Annotated in this window: 11 protein-coding genes and 1 riboswitch; of the genes, 3 read left to right on the forward strand and 8 right to left on the reverse strand. The window is 73.2% G+C overall.

The genetic code is table 11. The features are described from left to right. Positions 1 to 724: 724 nt before the first annotated feature. Positions 725 to 1,921 (reverse strand): tyrosine--tRNA ligase, encoded by a 1,197-nt coding sequence (tyrS, locus tag PATMI_RS32005; RefSeq protein ID WP_036729271.1) that lies wholly within the window; start codon positions 1,919 to 1,921, stop codon positions 725 to 727. Positions 1,922 to 2,276: 355 nt separating this feature from the next. Between tyrS and PATMI_RS0120350 the strand changes: the two genes are divergently transcribed. Then, entirely contained in the window at positions 2,277 to 4,898 is a 2,622-nt protein-coding gene (locus tag PATMI_RS0120350; protein WP_026912220.1) for a transglycosylase domain-containing protein, read from the forward strand. 12 nt (positions 4,899 to 4,910) lie between these two features. Here PATMI_RS0120350 and PATMI_RS0120355 read toward each other — a convergent pair whose 3' ends face one another. The 6 genes from PATMI_RS0120355 to PATMI_RS37675 all read right to left on the reverse strand — a co-directional run bounded on the left by PATMI_RS0120355 (position 4,911) and on the right by PATMI_RS37675 (position 12,930). Continuing rightward, complete coding sequence (locus tag PATMI_RS0120355) at positions 4,911 to 5,552, reverse strand: DNA-3-methyladenine glycosylase (RefSeq protein WP_245604233.1); 642 nt, start codon at positions 5,550 to 5,552, stop codon at positions 4,911 to 4,913. A gap of 19 nt (positions 5,553 to 5,571) precedes the next feature. After that, positions 5,572 to 6,933, reverse strand: coding sequence for an argininosuccinate lyase (gene argH, locus PATMI_RS0120360; RefSeq protein WP_026912222.1), 1,362 nt, complete (start codon positions 6,931 to 6,933; stop codon positions 5,572 to 5,574). A gap of 112 nt (positions 6,934 to 7,045) precedes the next feature. Further along, complete coding sequence (locus tag PATMI_RS32010) at positions 7,046 to 8,293, reverse strand: DegT/DnrJ/EryC1/StrS family aminotransferase (RefSeq protein WP_245604238.1); 1,248 nt, start codon at positions 8,291 to 8,293, stop codon at positions 7,046 to 7,048. Further along, positions 8,290 to 9,909, reverse strand: a complete 1,620-nt coding sequence (gene cimA / locus PATMI_RS0120370) for a citramalate synthase (RefSeq protein ID WP_026912223.1) — start codon at positions 9,907 to 9,909, stop codon at positions 8,290 to 8,292. The genes PATMI_RS32010 and cimA overlap by 4 nt, the downstream gene beginning before the upstream one ends. Before the next feature lie 149 nt (positions 9,910 to 10,058). Further along, positions 10,059 to 10,997, reverse strand: coding sequence for a branched-chain amino acid transaminase (locus tag PATMI_RS0120375; protein ID WP_026912224.1), 939 nt, complete (start codon positions 10,995 to 10,997; stop codon positions 10,059 to 10,061). Between the two features lie 187 nt (positions 10,998 to 11,184). After that, a complete protein-coding gene (locus PATMI_RS37675; protein WP_026912225.1) occupies positions 11,185 to 12,930 on the reverse strand; it encodes a hypothetical protein in 1,746 nt (581 codons plus the stop codon). Positions 12,931 to 13,256: 326 nt separating this feature from the next. On the opposite strand from PATMI_RS37675, the gene PATMI_RS0120385 reads away from it, so the two are divergent. Next, a complete protein-coding gene (locus PATMI_RS0120385; RefSeq protein ID WP_026912226.1) occupies positions 13,257 to 13,451 on the forward strand; it encodes a hypothetical protein in 195 nt (64 codons plus the stop codon). A gap of 138 nt (positions 13,452 to 13,589) precedes the next feature. On the opposite strand, the gene thiC is transcribed toward PATMI_RS0120385, so the two are convergent. Beyond that, positions 13,590 to 14,981: a phosphomethylpyrimidine synthase ThiC gene (gene thiC / locus PATMI_RS32015; RefSeq protein ID WP_051472091.1), complete on the reverse strand. Its 1,392-nt coding sequence runs from the start codon at positions 14,979 to 14,981 to the stop codon at positions 13,590 to 13,592. Next, a riboswitch (TPP riboswitch) is annotated at positions 14,970 to 15,076 on the reverse strand. (Overlaps the previous gene by 12 nt.) A gap of 110 nt (positions 15,077 to 15,186) precedes the next feature. Here thiC and PATMI_RS35175 point away from each other — a divergent pair. Next, positions 15,187 to 16,179, forward strand: coding sequence for an HAD family acid phosphatase (locus PATMI_RS35175; RefSeq protein ID WP_051472092.1), 993 nt, complete (start codon positions 15,187 to 15,189; stop codon positions 16,177 to 16,179). The last annotated feature ends 20 nt before the right edge of the window (positions 16,180 to 16,199 follow it).

A 16,199-nucleotide genomic window follows, 5' to 3' on the forward strand; every position in this document is an offset into this window, starting at 1 on the left:
ACCGATGAACAGAGAGATTGCCATGAATCAAAACAGGGGCACCAGTACACCACGGCACCCCCAACATGACGGAGGAACCGACCCTTCGACACTCAAACGAGCACCACCAGATCGGAACCAAAATATTCAATCGACCGACACCACCCCCGCCCCAAACGAGACAAGAAACGGTCCGGCCATCGAACCTGGACGCACACCCCGCTTCCGCGAGACATGCGCATGCTGTTGCGTTTTCAAAGACCGCCACGCCCTACGGACCAGGTGTTCAAACTCTGGAGGCGCACACCAGACCGATGTCCGATGCGGGCTGATCACTGTAGCGCATCCGCCCCTGCCCTGTCGAGCCCAACTTCGGACTCTCGGGCTCGGCGCCACGCCGCGGTGACCAGCGGCTCGATGAATATACATACGACCCCCCAGCCATGCGGCGCGACCCCCGTCCCTCGTCGCGTCCGGGGGTGCTCAGGCGGCACTGCGTGCCGCAGATCGCCAGTGCGCACCGAGGTTCCGGCGTTCGAGAACGTTTCTCGAAACGAGTGCGTTCCGTCGGCCCGGGACCAGTCGGATGTCCTACTCGGACCCCGATGCCCGCGATCCGTCCGGCGCATTCGCGCGGCTTCCGCGTCTCCCGCCCGGTCCTCGGTCCGTGCGTGAGGGCCCGGGCTTCCGCTCGCTCCGCGCGCTGCCGGCCTCATCGATGATCCTTCGCGCCGGTGTGGCTCCCTCAGGCCGGAGCCGGGACGACCAGGCGCGCGAACCGGCGCTTCCCCAGCTGGAGGACGACCCCGTCCAACCGGTCGACGCCGACGTCGAGGACGTCCTGGGGCCACGGCTCCCCGTCGATCCGGACGCCGCCCTGCGTGATCGCCCGCCGGCCTTCCGACCGCGACACCCCGAAGGCGTCGGCCAGGAGCGCCGGGAGATGGACGTCGTCCTCGCCGCCGAGCTCGTGGACCGGGATGTCGTCCGGGATCGCACGGTCCTTGAAGAGGCGATCGAAGGCCGCCTGCGCACGATCGCCCTCCCCCTCGCCCGCGAACCTGTCGCACAGGCCTCGCGCGAGCGCGCGCTTGCGCCCGCGCGGGTCGTCGCCCGGTGTTCCCGGCAGGTCCACGCCCAGCAGGTCCGACCAGGGATCGATCAGCTCGTCGGGGATCCGCATCGTCCTGCCGAAGATCTCCTCGGCCGGCTCCGTGATCCCGATGTGGTTGCCCAGGGACTTGGACATCTTCTGGACCCCGTCGGTGCCGACGAGCAGCGGCATCGTGAGGACCGTCTGCTCCGGCCGGCCCTCGGCCCGCTGCACGTCGCGCCCGAAGAGCAGGTTGAAGGTCTGGTCCGTCCCGCCGAGCTCGACGTCCGACTCGACCGCGACCGAGTCGTACCCCTGCAGGAGCGGGTACACGAACTCGAGCAGGCTGATCGGCTTCCCACCGGCGTACCGCTTGGCGAAGTCGTCCCGCTCGAGCAGCTGCGCCACCTTCGGGATCCGCGCGAGGGTCAGGAAGGCGTCCATCCCCATGTCGAGCCACTCGCCGTTCCGGCGGACCTCGAGCCGGTCCGGCGCGTCGTCGAGCACGCGGAGCGCCTGCTCCTGGTAGGTCAGGGCGTTGCGGTCGATCTCCTCGCCGGTCAGCACCGGACGGGTCGCCGACCGACCGCTGGGGTCGCCCACCCGCGCGGTGTAGTCGCCGATGATCAGGACGACGCGGTGCCCGAGATCCTGGAACTCGCGGAGCTTCTGCAGCACGACCACGTGTCCGAGGTGGACGTCGGGCGCCGTGGGGTCGATCCCGAGCTTGACCCGGAGCTGCCGTCCGTCCTTCGCCGCCTGCCCCAGCCGCTCCTCGAGCGCACCCGCGGGCTGGGCCGCCGCGGCGTTGCGGGTGAGGAACGCTGCGTCGGTGCGGGGGTCTGCCATCGGACCGATGTTAGGATATGCGGGCTCTTGTTCCGCGAGCGAGAGTCGGGCCCCGCCGCCGTACCGCCCGACCAGCCCGCGTTCACCCATGATCGAACCGACCGGACATCCCGGTGCAGGGCCCTCCGGCCCGCACCCCGGACCCGGCGCCGCGCCTGCGGTGCCGCCGGTCGTCGACCCCCACGCGCCCTGGTGGGGAGCCCGGGGCGGGGCCCCCGGATCCGCGGCGGGGACCGGGCGCTCCGGGGTCTCCGAGGCCCGTGAGGACGCGGGCGCGTCGCGTCCGTCCGCGGCCGCCGACGGTCCGCCGACGGCGGCGCTCCCGCGGGCGTCAGCTCCCCGTCCGACCACCCCGATGCCGTCGCCGCCCGCCGGGTCCGCCTTCCGGACCCCCGCCCCGGGAGGCGCCCGGTCCCGCGCGGCGTCGTCGGTCCCCGGTGCCGGGTCCGTCGGCGCGCCGCCGTCGACGGGCGGCTGGGCCACGACGTCCTCCGCCCCCGTCACCCCCGCCGGTGACGCACCGGTCCCGCGCCCGCGGGCTGCCGCGACGACCGGCCCCTCGGCCGCGGTCGAGGCGCCCGCCGCACCTCCGGCGCCCGGCGGTCCCGGGGCGAACGACGGCTCCGGCGGAGGGGCCTCCGGGGGCGGCGACGGCGACGGACGCGGCGACGCGGACGGCCCGATCCGCCCGAAGCTCCGTTTCCGGTGGCTGCGCCTGCTCCTGCTGCTCGTCCCGCTCGGTGCGCTCGCGGTCGTGTCGACGATCTTCGGGATGATGATGGCCGTCTCGACGGACCTCCCGGACCTCGACACGGCGAAGGAGTTCCAGACCGCCAAGAACTCGGTGCTCCTCGACCGGAACCACCGGCCGATCGGCGTGCTGGCCGACTCCTCGCGGTACATCGTCGCGTCGAACCAGATCAGCACGTCGATGAAGGACGCCGTCGTCGCGATGGAGGACGAGCGCTTCTACCAGAACAGCGGCGTCGACCTGAAGGGCATCGGCCGCGCCGTCGTCCAGGACGTGATCTCCCGCGGCGCGGTGCAGGGCGCGTCGACGATCACCCAGCAGCTCGTGAAGGTCTCGCTCGAGGCGGAGAACAAGCGCACGGTCTTCCAGAAGCTGCGCGAGGCCGCGCTGGCGTACCACATGACCAAGCAGTGGTCGAAGCAGAAGATCCTGACGACGTACCTCAACCGGATCTACTTCGGCAACGGCGCCTACGGCGTCGAGTCGGCCGCCAAGACGTACTTCGGCTCGCTCCCCGACCACGCGGGCTGCGCCCCGCCCGACGACCCGTGCGCCGAGGGCTTGTCCCCCGCCGAGTCCGCGCTGCTGACCGCGATCATCGCCTCGCCCAGCAAGTTCGACCCGCTGACCGAGCCCGAGGCCGCGCGTCGCCGGCGGGACACCGTGCTCCAGAAGATGCGCCAGCAGGGCAAGCTCTCCGAGGAGGACTACCAGCTGGCCCTCATCGAGCCGCTGCCGACGCGGGACCAGGTCGAGCCGCCGACGCTCGATGCCACGAACCCGTACTTCGCGTCCTGGGTCAGCGCGCAGCTCGTCGACAAGGTCGGCGCCCAGCGCACGTTCGAGGGCGGCCTGAAGGTCACGACGACCCTGGACCAGAACCTCCAGAAGGCCGCGCAGGGCGCGATCGGCGCGTACCTCACGAAGCCGACGGGGCCGCAGGCGTCGATGGTCGTGATCGACAACAAGACCGGCGAGGTCCGTGCCATGGTCGGCGGGCGCGACTACTCGAAGCGGCCGTACAACCTCGCCACGCAGGGCCAGCGGCAGCCCGGCTCGTCGTTCAAGCCGTTCGTGCTGACGCAGGCGCTGCGCGAGGGGATCTCCCCGAGCCGGACGTACGCGTCGAAGAAGCTGACGCTCAAGGTCAAGGACTCCCGCGGCCGGACCGAGGCCTTCCCCGTCACCAACGACGAGAGCGCCTACTCCGGCCGCTCGACCATCGCACGCGCGCTGACGTTCTCCGACAACGCCGTGTACGCGCAGCTCGGGCAGACGGTCGGGACGAAGCGGGTCTCGAAGCTGATCACCCGGATGGGCGTGCGGACGCCGGTCTCGAGCAACGCGGCGCTCGCGCTGGGCGCGATCGACCCCGGGGTCACCGTGCTCGACATGGCGCACGCGTACGAGACGTTCGCGACCCGCGGGCTCCGCGTCAACGGCACCCTCGGCGGGCCCGGGGGCGGCGCCGTCGGGATCAAGGAGATCAAGGAGCCCGGTCGCAAGACCCGCGTGAACCGGCGCCGGACCGAGCGGGTGATCTCCCCCGAGGTCGCCGACACGGCCACGTCGATCATGCGGACCGTCGTGTCGAAGGGCACCGGGCACCGCGCGCAGTACGGCGGGTTCGCCGCCGGAAAGACCGGCACCACCGAGAACAACGTCGACGCCTGGTTCGTCGGGTTCAGCCGCGACCTGACCGTCGCCGTCTGGGTCGGGTATCCCGACTCCGGCAAGCCGATGCAGACGGAGTGGATGGGCGAGCCCGTCGAGGGCGGCACCTTCCCGGCGGCGATCTGGGGCGAGTTCATGGCCCGCGCGACGGGCATCCTCGACGCGCGCGACCCCGACCGCGCCAAGAAGTCGAAGAAGGACGCCGAGCTGCCGAAGGAGAGCCCGGAGCCGACGGTCAGCGCCGCGCCCTCGGGCAGCACGGACTCGTCGGGCGACGGGTCGGACGGCGGGTCCGGCACGTCGGGATCGGGCTCCACCGGCTCCGGGTCGGGCGGCACGTCGTCCGGGACGACCGGTGGCGGCGACGGCGGCACGCAGTCGCCGGCGCCGTCGAACTCGACGCCGCCCTCCGGCACGGGATCGGGCAGCGGCACCGGGTCGTCGGGCACCGGGTCGTCCGGCACCGGCTCCGGGACGGGGTCGTCGGGCACCGGCTCCGGCGGCGGCTCCGGGAGTGGCGGGTCGGGCAGCGGCGGCGTCCCGCTCGAGTAGGACCGGCGCCGATCAGCGCCCGCGCCGCATGGCCGGGGGCCACGGGCGGGAGACGTCGGGGCTCGACGCGTCGATGAACCGCCACGGCAGCTCGGTCGCACGCGTGATGCCGATGCGCGGTCCCGTCACGATCCGTGGCTCGCGATCCGCGCTCCGCGGTGGCCCGATCCGCACCGGCCCCGTGCTCAGATCCGTCCCGTCGTGCTCCATCCGCACGTCGAGCGCGAGCGTCAGGCGGCCGGGTCCGGCGACGAGCTCGCGGTCCGGCCGGCCCGGCCGGCGCTCCCGCATCAGGTCGAGGCCGTCGAGCGGCTCGACGGCCCGGATCAGCACGGCCGCGGCGACGCCGGCGGGCTCGCAGACCGCGTTCAACATCGTGTGGATGCCGTACGACCGGTACACGTAGGCGACGCCGGGCGGACCGAAGAGCGCGGCGGTGCGCGGCGTCGGCCGGGGCATCGCCGGCGGCGGCCGCCAGGCGTGACAGGCGCCCTCGGTCTCGTGGTACGCCTCGGTCTCGACGATCCGGGCGTTCGTGTCGCCGTGGATCAGGACGCAGCCGAGCAGGTCGCGGGCGACGTCGACCACCGATCGGTCGTAGAAGGCGTGGGGCAACGACGCGGGCGCGGCGTGGTGCCCGTCCTGCGCGGTCACCGGCCGGACCGTCGCGCGATCAGGCGAGGAGGGCCCGGGCGAGATCGAGCTGCTCCGCGACCCGCGCCGAGGACGTGCCGCCCTGGCTCTGCTTGCGCTCGAGCAGCGACAGCGGCTCGAGGAGGTCGCGGATCCACGGGCCCAGGTGCTCGCTCTGCGCCGTGAGCTCGTCGTCGGAGAGCTCCGACAGCGTCCGCTTGGAGTCGACGGCCTCGCGGACGAGCCCGCCCACGATGGCGTGGCACTGGCGGAACGGCACGCCGCGCTTGACGAGCTCGTCGGCCAGGTCGGTCGCAGCGAGGAGCTCGTCGGCCGCGGCGGCTGCCATGCGGTCGGCGCGGAAGGCGGCGCCGCCGATCATCCCGCCGGCGGCGGCGAGGGCCTGCTCGAGGGTGTCGGCCGCGTCGAAGACATGCTCCTTGTCCTCCTGGAGGTCCTTGTTGTACGTCAGCGGCAGGGCGTGGATCACGCCGTGCAGCGCCGAGAGGTGCCCGACGATGCGGGGCGCCTTGGCGCGCAGGAGCTCCGCGCAGTCCGGGTTCTTCTTCTGCGGCATCAGGGAGCTGCCGGACGACCAGGCGTCGGGGAGCGTGAGGAAGCCGAACTCCTCGCTCGCCCACTGCACGATCTCCTGGCCCAGGCGCGAGAGGTGCGTCGCGCAGGTCGCCGCGGCCCCGAGGTAGTCGAGGGCGAAGTCGCGGTTGGAGACGGCGTCGATCGAGTTCGGGTGCGGCTCGTCGAAGCCGAGCTCCGCCGCGGTCATCGTGCGGTCGGTGTCGAAGTTGACCCCGGCCAACGCGCCGGCACCGAGCGGCATGCGGCGCAGGGCCTGCTCCTGCGTGAAGCGGAAGCGGGCGCGGTCGCGCTCGAGCATCCAGACGTAGGCGAGCAGGTGGTGGGCGAGGTAGACCGGCTGCGCCCGCTGGAGGTGCGTGTAGGCCGGCATCGGCCAGTCGGCGTGCGCGGTCGCGACGTCGATCAGGACCCGCATGAGGCCCTCGATCGCGTCGACCGCGCGGCCGGCGGCCTCGCCCGTCCAGAGCGCGAAGTCGGTGGCGACCTGGTCGTTGCGCGAGCGAGCCGTGTGCAGGCGGGCGCCGGGGTCTCCGACGAGCTCCGTCAGGTGGCGCTCGATCGCCATGTGGATGTCCTCGTCCTCCGCCCCGAACGGGAACGTCCCGTCCGCGAGCTTCGCCTCGATCGTCTCGAAGCCGGCGAGGATCGCGGTCAGGTCCTCCTCGCCGATGATCCCGCGGGACGCGAGCATCCGCGCGTGGGCGCGGGAGCCGCGGATGTCCTGCGGCCACATCCGGCGGTCGTAGCCCAGGCTGGTGTTCATCTCCCGGAAGACGGGGTCCTGCGGCTCACTGAAGCGCGACATACCGGCGGGAGTCTATGGAGCCGCAGGACCCGGCCCTGGCTCCCCTCCCGCCCACCGCAGCGCGACGTACCGGCGGGAGTCGATCAGCCGCGCCGCCGCGCCGAGCGGCGGATCAGTCGCCGGTGAGCACGGCCGTCAGGTCCGCGACCACCCGCTCGACCTGGTCCTGGGTCATCTCCGGGAAGAAGGGGAGCGACAAGCCGCGCGTTGCGGCGTCCTCCGCGACCGGGAACTGCCCCTCGCGGTAGCCGAACCGCTCGCGGTAGAAGGCGAAGAGGTGGATCGCGGGGAGGTAGGGCCGGGTCTGGACGCCGCGCTCGGCGAGGCCCCGGATGGTCGCATCGCGGTCGACGCCGTGCGGCACCCGGACGACGTAGACGAACCACGAGCGGCGGGCGCCGCCGTGGTCCTCGCACAGGAGCTCGAGTCCGGTGCGCTCCGCCAGCGGGCGCAGGGCCTCGCGGTACCACGCGGCGGCGCGGCTCCGGCCGTCGATCATGTCGTCGAGCCGGTCCAGCTGCGCGATGCCGAGCGCGCAGTGGAGGTCGGACAGCCGGTAGTTGAAGCCGAGGCGGTCGTGGTCGAGCCACTGCATGTCCGGCGCCCGGCCCTGGTTGCGCTCGGAGTCGATGCGCTCCTTGATCGCCGCGTCGCCGGTGACGACCATGCCGCCCTCGCCGGTGGTCAGCTGCTTGTTCGCGTAGAAGGCGAAGATCGTCGGGTGGCCGTGACCGCCGACGGGCACGCCGTCGGCGTGGACGGCACCGAGCGCCTGCGCGCCGTCCTCGACGATCGGCAGCCCCAGGCGGGTCATCGCCGGCACGTCGGCGGGGTAGCCGAAGATGTGGACCGGCAGGAGCGCCTTCGTCCGCTCGGTGACCGCGGAGGCGACGGCGTCGGGCGTGACGTTCAGGGTGTCGGGGTCGACGTCGACGAAGACCGGGGTCGCGCCCTCGAAGAGCACCGCGTTGGCGGTGGCGATGAACGAGAACGGCGAGGTCACGACCTCGTCCTCGGTCGTGCAGTCCTCGACCCCGACCGCGCGCAGCGCGAGGTGCAGGCCTGCCGTCCCGGACGAGACGGCGCAGGCGTGGGTCGCCCCGACGCGGTCCGCGAACCCGCGCTCGAACGCGGGCACCCGCGGTCCGAGCGACAGGTGCCGCGAGCGCAGGACCTCGAGGACCGCCCGCTCCTCCTCCTCGCCGATGACCGGCCGGGCCAGCGGGACGGGGGTGCGGTCGTCGGCGGGCGACGCGGGCGTGCCCGCGGTGTCGGACGTCGCGGCCTCGACGTCCGAGGCCGACACGGCCCCGGGGTCGACGGACGCGCGGATCGACCGGGCGTCGCCCGCCGCGCTCACGCCTCGACCTTCGGGGTCGCCGCGGCCCCCGCGACGCGCCGGCCGGACTGCTCGCTGCGGGCCAGCGAGTCGACCAGGGCCTCCCACGAGGCGGCGATCAGGTTCTCGTCGACGCCGATCGAGCCCCAGGTCTCCTGGCCGTCGGACGCGTCGATCAGGACGCGGGTCGTGGCGCCGGTGCCCTTGGTGGAGTCGAGGATGCGGACCTTGAAGTCCGTGAGCTCGATGTCGCGCAGGTGCGGGTGGACCTGCCCGATCGCGGCGCGCAGCGCGGCGTCGAGCGCGTGGACGGGGCCGTTGCCCTCGGCGGTGCGCACGTAGCGCTCGCCGCCGACCCAGATCTTGATCGTCGCTTCGGTCTCGACGCGGCCCGCGGCGCGCTGCTCGACGATGACGCGCCAGGACTCGAGCTCGAACAGCGGCTCGTAGACGCCGGTCTCGCGGCGCATCAGGAGCTCGAACGAGCCGTCGGCGGCCTCGTACTGGTAGCCCTGGTGCTCGAGCTCCTTGACCCGCTCGATGATGTGGGCGGCCTGGTCGCCGTCGACCTCGATGCCGGCGTCGGCGGCCTTCTCGACGATCGTGCCCCGGCCGGCGAGCTCGGAGACGACGATCTCGCGGGCGTTGCCGACCGCGGTCGGATCGACGTGCTCGAACGTGCGGGCGTCGGCGCGCATGCCGGCGATGTGGAGGCCGCCCTTGTGGGCGAACGCGTTGCGGCCGACGTACGGCTGGGTCGCCCGCGGCGTGCGGTTCAGGAGCTCGTCGACGAAGTGGGAGGCCTCGGTCAGGCGCTGCAGGCCGCCCTCGGGGAGCGAGCGGACGCCCATCTTCAGCTCGAGGTCGGCCGTGATCGTCGTGAGGTTCGCGTTGCCGGTGCGCTCGCCGATCCCGTTCATGGTGCCTTGCACCTGCGTGGCCCCGGCCTCGACGGCGAGCAGCGAGTTGGCGACGCCGCAGCCGGCGTCGTCGTGGGCGTGGATCGCGACGCGCGCGTGCTCGCCGAGCTCGGTGACGACCGTCGCGACCGCCTGGTGGATCTGGAGCGGCAGCGACGAGCCGTTGGTGTCGCAGAGCGAGAGCGTGTCGGCGCCGGCCTCGACCGCGGCGCGGAGGCAGCGCAGGGCGTAGGCCTCGTCGTCGCGCCACGCGTCGAAGAAGTGCTCGGCGTCGTAGATCACGCGCTTGCCCTCGCCGCGCAGGAACGCGACGGAGTCCGTGATCAGCCGGAGGTTCTCCTCCGGGTCGACGCGGACGACCTTCTCGAGGTGCAGGCCCCAGGTCTTGCCGACGATCGTCGTGACGGGGCAGAAGGAGTCGGCGAGCGTGCGGAGCGCCGGGTCGGCGTCGGCCGTGACGTCGCGCCGGCGGGTCATGCCGAAGGCGGCGATCGTGGCGTTCGTCCACGTCTCGCGGGACAGGAGGTCGAAGACCTCGAGCTCCTTCGGGTTGCTGGACGGGAACCCGGCCTCGATGAGGTGGACGCCGAGCTCGTCGAGCTTCTTCGCGACGCGGAGCTTCTCGTCGGCCGACAGCGTCATGCCCTCGCCCTGCATGCCGTCGCGGAGCGTGGCGTCGTAGAGCTCGAAGGGGCGGGTGGTGGTCGTGCGGGTCATCAGGTCGTCTTCGTGTGGTCCGCGACCGGTCTGCCGGTCGCGGGGAGGGATGCGGACGGGGGCGTGGGGCTCCCGTCCGCGCACGCGCGGCCGAGGCCCCTAGGGAATTCGCCGTCCCACGAAGGGGGTCGCCGCGGTGCGCACGGTGCTCAGCCGACCTGCTCGCGGACCGGGACCGGGTCGAGCCAGCCCGCGTAGCGCTCGTCGCGCCCGTGGAGGGCGTCCTCGAACACGCGCTGCAGATCGGCGGTGATCGGGCCCATGCCGCCGGCGCCGATGGTGTGGTCGTCGATCTCGCGGACTGGGGTGAGCTCGGCGGCGGTGCCGGTGAGGAAGATCTCGTCCGCGAGGTAGAGCTCGGCGCGGCCGAGGTCGCGCTCGACGAGCTCGTAGCCGAGGTCCGCGGCGATCTGCATGACCGAGCGGCGGTTGATGCCGTCGAGGATCGACGCCGACTGCGGCGGGGTGAAGACCACGCCGTCGCGGACGACGAAGATGTTCTCGCCGGAGCCCTCGCAGACCATGCCGCGGTCGTCGAGGAGGATGGCCTCCTCGTAGCCGGCCTTCGTGACCTCGATCTTCGCGAGGATCGAGTTCAGGTACTGGCCCGACGCCTTCGCGTGCGGGATCAGCCCGGCGGGCGACAGCCGCCGCCACGACGAGACCTTGGCGCGCACGCCCTTGGACTTGCCCTCGTCGCCGAGGTAGGAGCCCCACTCCCAGCAGGCGACGATCACGTCGACCGGTGAGTCCAGGGGGCTGAGGCCCATCGGGCCCTCGCCGCGGAACACGAGCGGCCGGACGTAACAGGAGCGCAGGCCGTTGGCGGCGATCGTCTCGAGGGTCGCCTGCCGGATCTGCTCCTTCGTGAAGGGCACCGGCATGTAGAAGAGCTCGGACGACATGAACAGCCGGTCGACGTGCTCCTGGTGGCGGAAGACCGCCGGGCCGTGCGACGCGGTGTCGTAGCAGCGGACGCCCTCGAACACGCCCGTCCCGTAGTGCAGCGCGTGGGTCAGGACGTGGACCTTGGCGTCGTCCCACGCGACGAGCTCGCCGTTCTTCCAGATGTAGTCGCCCTGCGGCACCGCGCGCTCCTCGTCGGTCAGTCCGCGCCGACGCGGACGCGACGAGCGGCTGCGACCCACTCTACCGGGGTGCAGACGCAGGACGGCGGCCCCCGCGCTCCCGCCCCGGCCGGGGACGACGTCCCCGGAGGAGCACAGGTCCGACCTGCTCGATCGGACGGCCGCCGTCGGAAGGTGGTCCGGGCCGTCAGCGCCGCAGACGGAGCGACCGGCTCACCTCCGCGCCCGGGCGCCCTCCGGCGCTCGGACGCACGACGACGCGGTAGCGCCCGGGCCGATGACCGAGGAAGCTCGCGGACAGGCGGACCTTCGAACTCCCGCCTCGCAGGTTCGACGTCCGGACCCTCAGGGTGGTGGTGCGTGTGCAGCGCCGTCCCTTCCGGTTGCTCCCCGGCGTGAGGCAGCGCGCGCCTCGCCGCACCCCGGTGTCCAGCCGAACGAGCGCGATCCGCACGGTCGCCGCACGGTCGAGGGCGAGCTGCAGCGTGGTCGCGCGACCGATGCGGACCGTCCGAGCAAGCCGAACGCCCGAGAGCTTCGGCGCGGCCTGCTCCTCGGTGCCGCCGCCCGTTCCGCCGCCCCCGGTGCCGCCGCCCGTTCCGCCCCCACCGGTTCCACCGCCCCCGACCGGCGGGGCGCCGGTCGTGAACGTCACGTCGGAACCGGTGGCGGTGCCCCCGGCGGTCGTGACGACGAGCCGCGCATGGTACGTCGTGCTCGCGGACAGGCCCGTCAGGTCCGCGGCGACCGAGCGCGAGCCCGCCGATCCCGCGGCTACGGTGCTGTCGGGCGTCGAGGACCCGTACGCGGTGCTCGTCCCGTACTCGAAGTGGGCGGAGCCGGGGAGGCGGCCCGTGCTGACCGTTCCGTGCAGGGAGGCGACCGACGGGGTCACCCCGTCCGCAGCGGTCGTCGTCGAGGTCGGAGGCGGCGCCAGTTCGTCGGCACCGACGTCTGTCGCGGCCCCGAGGATGCGCGGCAGCGTCCCGCCGAGAGCGAAGGGCCCGTCGGCGTCGTCGTCGACCCCGGCGTCGACGGTCGGCGACGCAGCCTGCTGGCGCAGGTCGCCCGTGGACGGCGAGACCAGCACCGGCGGCGCCGCGAAGTTGTCGGCGGCGTTCGGACCCGTCGCGCCGCCGACGAGCAGGACCTTCGTTGGGTCGTACGCGCTGTGGGTCGCTGCGACCGTGACCGGCGTGGAGTTGACGGCGGCGTAGAGATCCCCTGCCCCGCCGTGGAGGATCGTGTTGACGAACTGGAGCTGGACGGACCGCCCGCTGCTCGACGCGACGTACACCCCGTTCGCGCTGCCCGCGGACCAGAGGGTGCTGTTGCGCACCACTGCGTCGGTCGGACCCCAGAGCGCGCTCACGAGTCCGAGCGCCGAGACGTTCGCCGCGTCGCTCCAGCACGTCGAGTTGCGCAGGACGTTCTTCCCGACACCGCCGAGCAAGCACGCGTAGCCCGTCCCGCCGACGCGGCGGACGACCACGTCGTCGACGACGACCGGCGAGGGTGACCCGGTGGTGGCCGCCGTCACCGCGAGGCCGATCTGGCCGACGCCCGACGAGCGGACCGCCTCGATCTGCAGGTGCGACACGTGGGTGGCCGGGCTGCTGATCGTGACCCCGTAGTCCGCGGTCGTGAAGATCCGCGGCCGCGGTTGACCCGCGACGCCGTGGATGTCGATCCCCGCACCGGAAGGCGAGAGCCCGATCGTCAACGGCGTCGAGGCGCTGCCGTAGTCGCCGGGGGCGACCTGGACCTCGTCGCCGGCGCCCGCCCCGCCGACACCCGTGGCGATCGCACACGGCGCGGCGGTGGTGCACGCGGCTCCCGATCCGGACGGGGTCACGTACCGGGTCGCGGCCTCTGCCCCGGCGGGCACGAGGAGCGGCAGCAGCACGGCGACGGGTGCGAGTGATCGGCGCATGCCCCGATGATGCGACTGTCGGACCCCGCTCGCCAGCATCCTGGCGTCCAGGCGCTCGCGCGGGACCGTCCTGGGACGAACCGGCGCGCCCTCCACACCGAGCGCCCCGCTCCGTAGACGGCCGGGCGACGCCCCACCACCCCGTCGTTGCCGGACGTTCGTCGCGGTCCCTGTCGCCTCCACGCGAGCGCGGCCGACCCCCCATCCGTCGCACGGCACCGCTCGAGGCGTGGACCAGCAGGCCCGGGGTTCCTACGCTGAGAGGAGCACGTCGGGGTGCCGGTCCGCGGATCGGCCGCCCACGTCCCCCGGCGCACGGAGGAACCATGACCGACCACACGATCGACACCGCCGACCGCGACCGCCGCGTCCGCGCGACGCTCGCGCAGCAGGGCGGCAACCTCGACGACGTCTTCACCGACGACGGCCACGCGCCGGACGCCATCGACGCGGAGGCCCTCGGCCACTGCCGCGTCTCGGTCCAGGCGACCGTCGCCGACGGCCGGCCCGTCGCCGTCTGACGCCACCTGATCCGTCCGCGGCCGCCGGCCGCGGATCCGTGGTCCGGCATCCGCCGGGCCGCCCGCGACGGGCCCGGTCACGACCGGGCCCGTCGCGTGTCCGGGGTCGGACAGCGCGGCCGCCCGCCCGCCGACCGGTCAGTCGGCCCCGACCCGGGCCCGCTCCGCCGACGCCCGGGTCCGCTCGGCGCCGAGCTGCTGCAGCCGGCCCCAGTCGACGTCCCGGAAGTTGTGCATCGGGCAGTACTTCGGCCCGCACATCGAGCAGAACTCCGCGGTCTTGAAGTAGTCGTCCGACAGCGTCTCGTCGTGCATGGCGCGCGCCGTGTCCGGGTCGACCGAGAGGTCGAACTGGCGATTCCAGTCGAAGTCGAACCGCGCCTGCGACACCCCGCGGTCCCACCGCGCCGCGCGGGCCCCGTGGGCTCCCCCGCGCGCCAGGTCGGCCGCGTGCGCCGCGATCCGGTAGGCGATCAGTCCCTGCTTGACGTCCTCGGCGTCCGGCAGCCCGAGGTGCTCCTTGGGCGTCACGTAACAGAGCATCGAGGTGCCGTGCCAGCCCACGACCGCGGCCCCGATGGCGCTCGTGATGTGGTCGTAGCCCGGAGCGACGTCCGTGACGAGCGGGCCGAGGGTGTAGAACGGCGCCTCGCGGCAGACCCGCTGCTGGCGCTCGACGTTCTCCTGCAACTGGTGCAGCGGGACGTGGCCGGGACCCTCGACCATGCACTGGACGCCGGCGTCCCAGCAACGGCCGACGAGCTCGCCGAGCGTGTCGAGCTCCGCGAACTGGGCGGCGTCGGAGGCGTCGGCGATCGAGCCGGGCCGCAGGCCGTCGCCGAGCGAGATCGTCACGTCGTGCTCGGCGCAGACGGCCAGCACCCGGTCGAAGTGCTCGTAGAGCGGGTTCTGCTGCTCGTGGTGGACCATCCACCGGCCCAGCAGGCCGCCGCCGCGCGAGACGATCCCGGTGACGCGGTGCTGACAGAGCGCGAGGTGCTCGAGCAGGACGCCGGCGTGGATCGTCATGTAGTCGACCCCCTGCTCCGCCTGCTCGGTGATGACCTCCATCAGCAGGTCGATCGAGACGTCCTCCGCGGTCGTCACGCGCTCGAGGGCCTCGTAGATCGGGACGGTGCCGATCGGGACCGTCGAGACGTCGAGGATCGCCTGACGGGTCTCGCGGATCCGCTTGCCCGTCGACAGGTCCATGACCGTGTCCGCTCCCCAGCCCTGCGAGAGCTCGAGCTTCTGCACCTCCTCGTCCAGCGAGCTGGTCGTCGGGCTCGAGCCGATGTTCGCGTTGATCTTCACCCGCGCCTTCAGCCCGATCGCCATCGGGTCCAGCGCCGCGTGGTGGCGGTTGGCGGGGATCACCATCCTGCCGCGGGCGACCTCGGCGCGGACGTCGTCCGGCTTCAGGCCCTCCCGCTCGGCGACGCGTGCCATCTCGGGCGTCACCGTCCCGTCGTTCGCCGCGCGGTGCTGCGTGCGCGACGTCCCGTCCTCGTCGAAGACGTGCCGTTCCATGATGCTCCCTCCGCCGGTATGAACCGGATCAGGTCGTCGGGTACGCGCGGATCAGCGCCATCTCAGCCCCTGCCTGGGACCCCCCGGATGTGGTTGGTCCGGCGAGCGTAGCGCGACGCGCCGGGAACGGCCGTCCGAGCTGCGAACACTCGCAAGTTGACGTTTCCGTCACCTCCGCGGTGCGCCGATCGGCGAGACTGTTCGGATGCACCGCGGTCGTTCATCGCTCCTCGCCCTGCTCGCGACCACCGCGGCGGGTGCCGCCCTGCCCCCCGTCGCGTCGGCCGACCAGAAGCCGGGGCAGTCCAAGACGGCGTACGTCCAGAGCGGCGACTACGCGAAGGACGTCGCCGCGGCGGCGGCGCCCGCGACGGCGTGGATCCGCGAGCGCAGCGACCAGCTGATCGAGCTCACCGCAGCCTGCAAGGCCTACGGCCTGCCGGTCGGGGGCGACGGGGTCGCGACGTCGCCGACGGTCGCCCAGCCGACGGCCGCGCAGGTCGCCCAGGCCGCCAGCACGAAGAAGGCCGCGGCGCGCGCCGCGAAGCGGGCGAAGGCCGCGAAGGCCGCCAGCTCGCGGCTCGCCCGGAAAGCCGGCGCCTCGGCCGCCGCCCGGCGCAAGGCGCGGGCGAAGGCGCGGACGTTGGACCGGCGGTCGAAGGCCGCCGCGCGGAAGGCCCGCGCGGCCGCCGCGGCGGCGACGACCTCCGTCGCCGTGCCCGACGCGGCGGACTGCCGGGGCCTGATCCGCCCCGCCGTCGTCTTCGACATCGACGAGACGCTGCTGTCGAACTACATCGGCGTCCCCAACTCGGACCCCGAGACCGGGTCGGCCGGGCAGTTCCCGGGCGCGCTCTCCGGGACCGGGACGCGGATGCCCGGCGTCGGAGAGGCGTTCGACGCGGCGAAGAAGCGCGGCATGGCCGTCTTCCTGATCACCGCGCGCCCGTCGCTCGTGCCCGGCCTGCAGGAGACCACGATCCGCAACCTCGGCGCCGCCGGGTACAGCGGGTGGGCCGGCCTGTCCCTGAAGGCGGACGCGACCGAGGCGTCGGCGAAGTACAAGACCGCCACCCGCGCCGCGATCGAGGCCGAGGGCTACACGATCATCGCGAACGTCGGCGACCAGGAGAGCGACCTCGTCGGCGGGCACTCCGAGCGCCGGTTCAAGCTGCCGAACCCGTTCTACACGGGCTGAGCGCCGGACGGTCCGGGCGC

The organism is Patulibacter minatonensis DSM 18081 (genome assembly GCF_000519325.1).
Taxonomy (GTDB): Bacteria; Actinomycetota; Thermoleophilia; order Solirubrobacterales; family Solirubrobacteraceae; genus Patulibacter; species Patulibacter minatonensis.

Coding starts and splice junctions, on each gene's coding strand:
- PATMI_RS0120350 (WP_026912220.1), top strand. CDS start 2,277: ATGCCGTCGCCGCCCGCCGGGTCCGCCTTCCGGACCCCCGCCCCGGGA.
- PATMI_RS0120385 (WP_026912226.1), top strand. CDS start 13,257: ATGACCGACCACACGATCGACACCGCCGACCGCGACCGCCGCGTCCGC.
- PATMI_RS37675 (WP_026912225.1), bottom strand. CDS start 12,930: ATGCGCCGATCACTCGCACCCGTCGCCGTGCTGCTGCCGCTCCTCGTG.
- tyrS (WP_036729271.1), bottom strand. CDS start 1,921: ATGGCAGACCCCCGCACCGACGCAGCGTTCCTCACCCGCAACGCCGCG.
- thiC (WP_051472091.1), bottom strand. CDS start 14,981: ATGGAACGGCACGTCTTCGACGAGGACGGGACGTCGCGCACGCAGCAC.
- cimA (WP_026912223.1), bottom strand. CDS start 9,909: ATGACCCGCACGACCACCACCCGCCCCTTCGAGCTCTACGACGCCACG.
- PATMI_RS35175 (WP_051472092.1), top strand. CDS start 15,187: ATGCACCGCGGTCGTTCATCGCTCCTCGCCCTGCTCGCGACCACCGCG.
- argH (WP_026912222.1), bottom strand. CDS start 6,933: ATGTCGCGCTTCAGTGAGCCGCAGGACCCCGTCTTCCGGGAGATGAAC.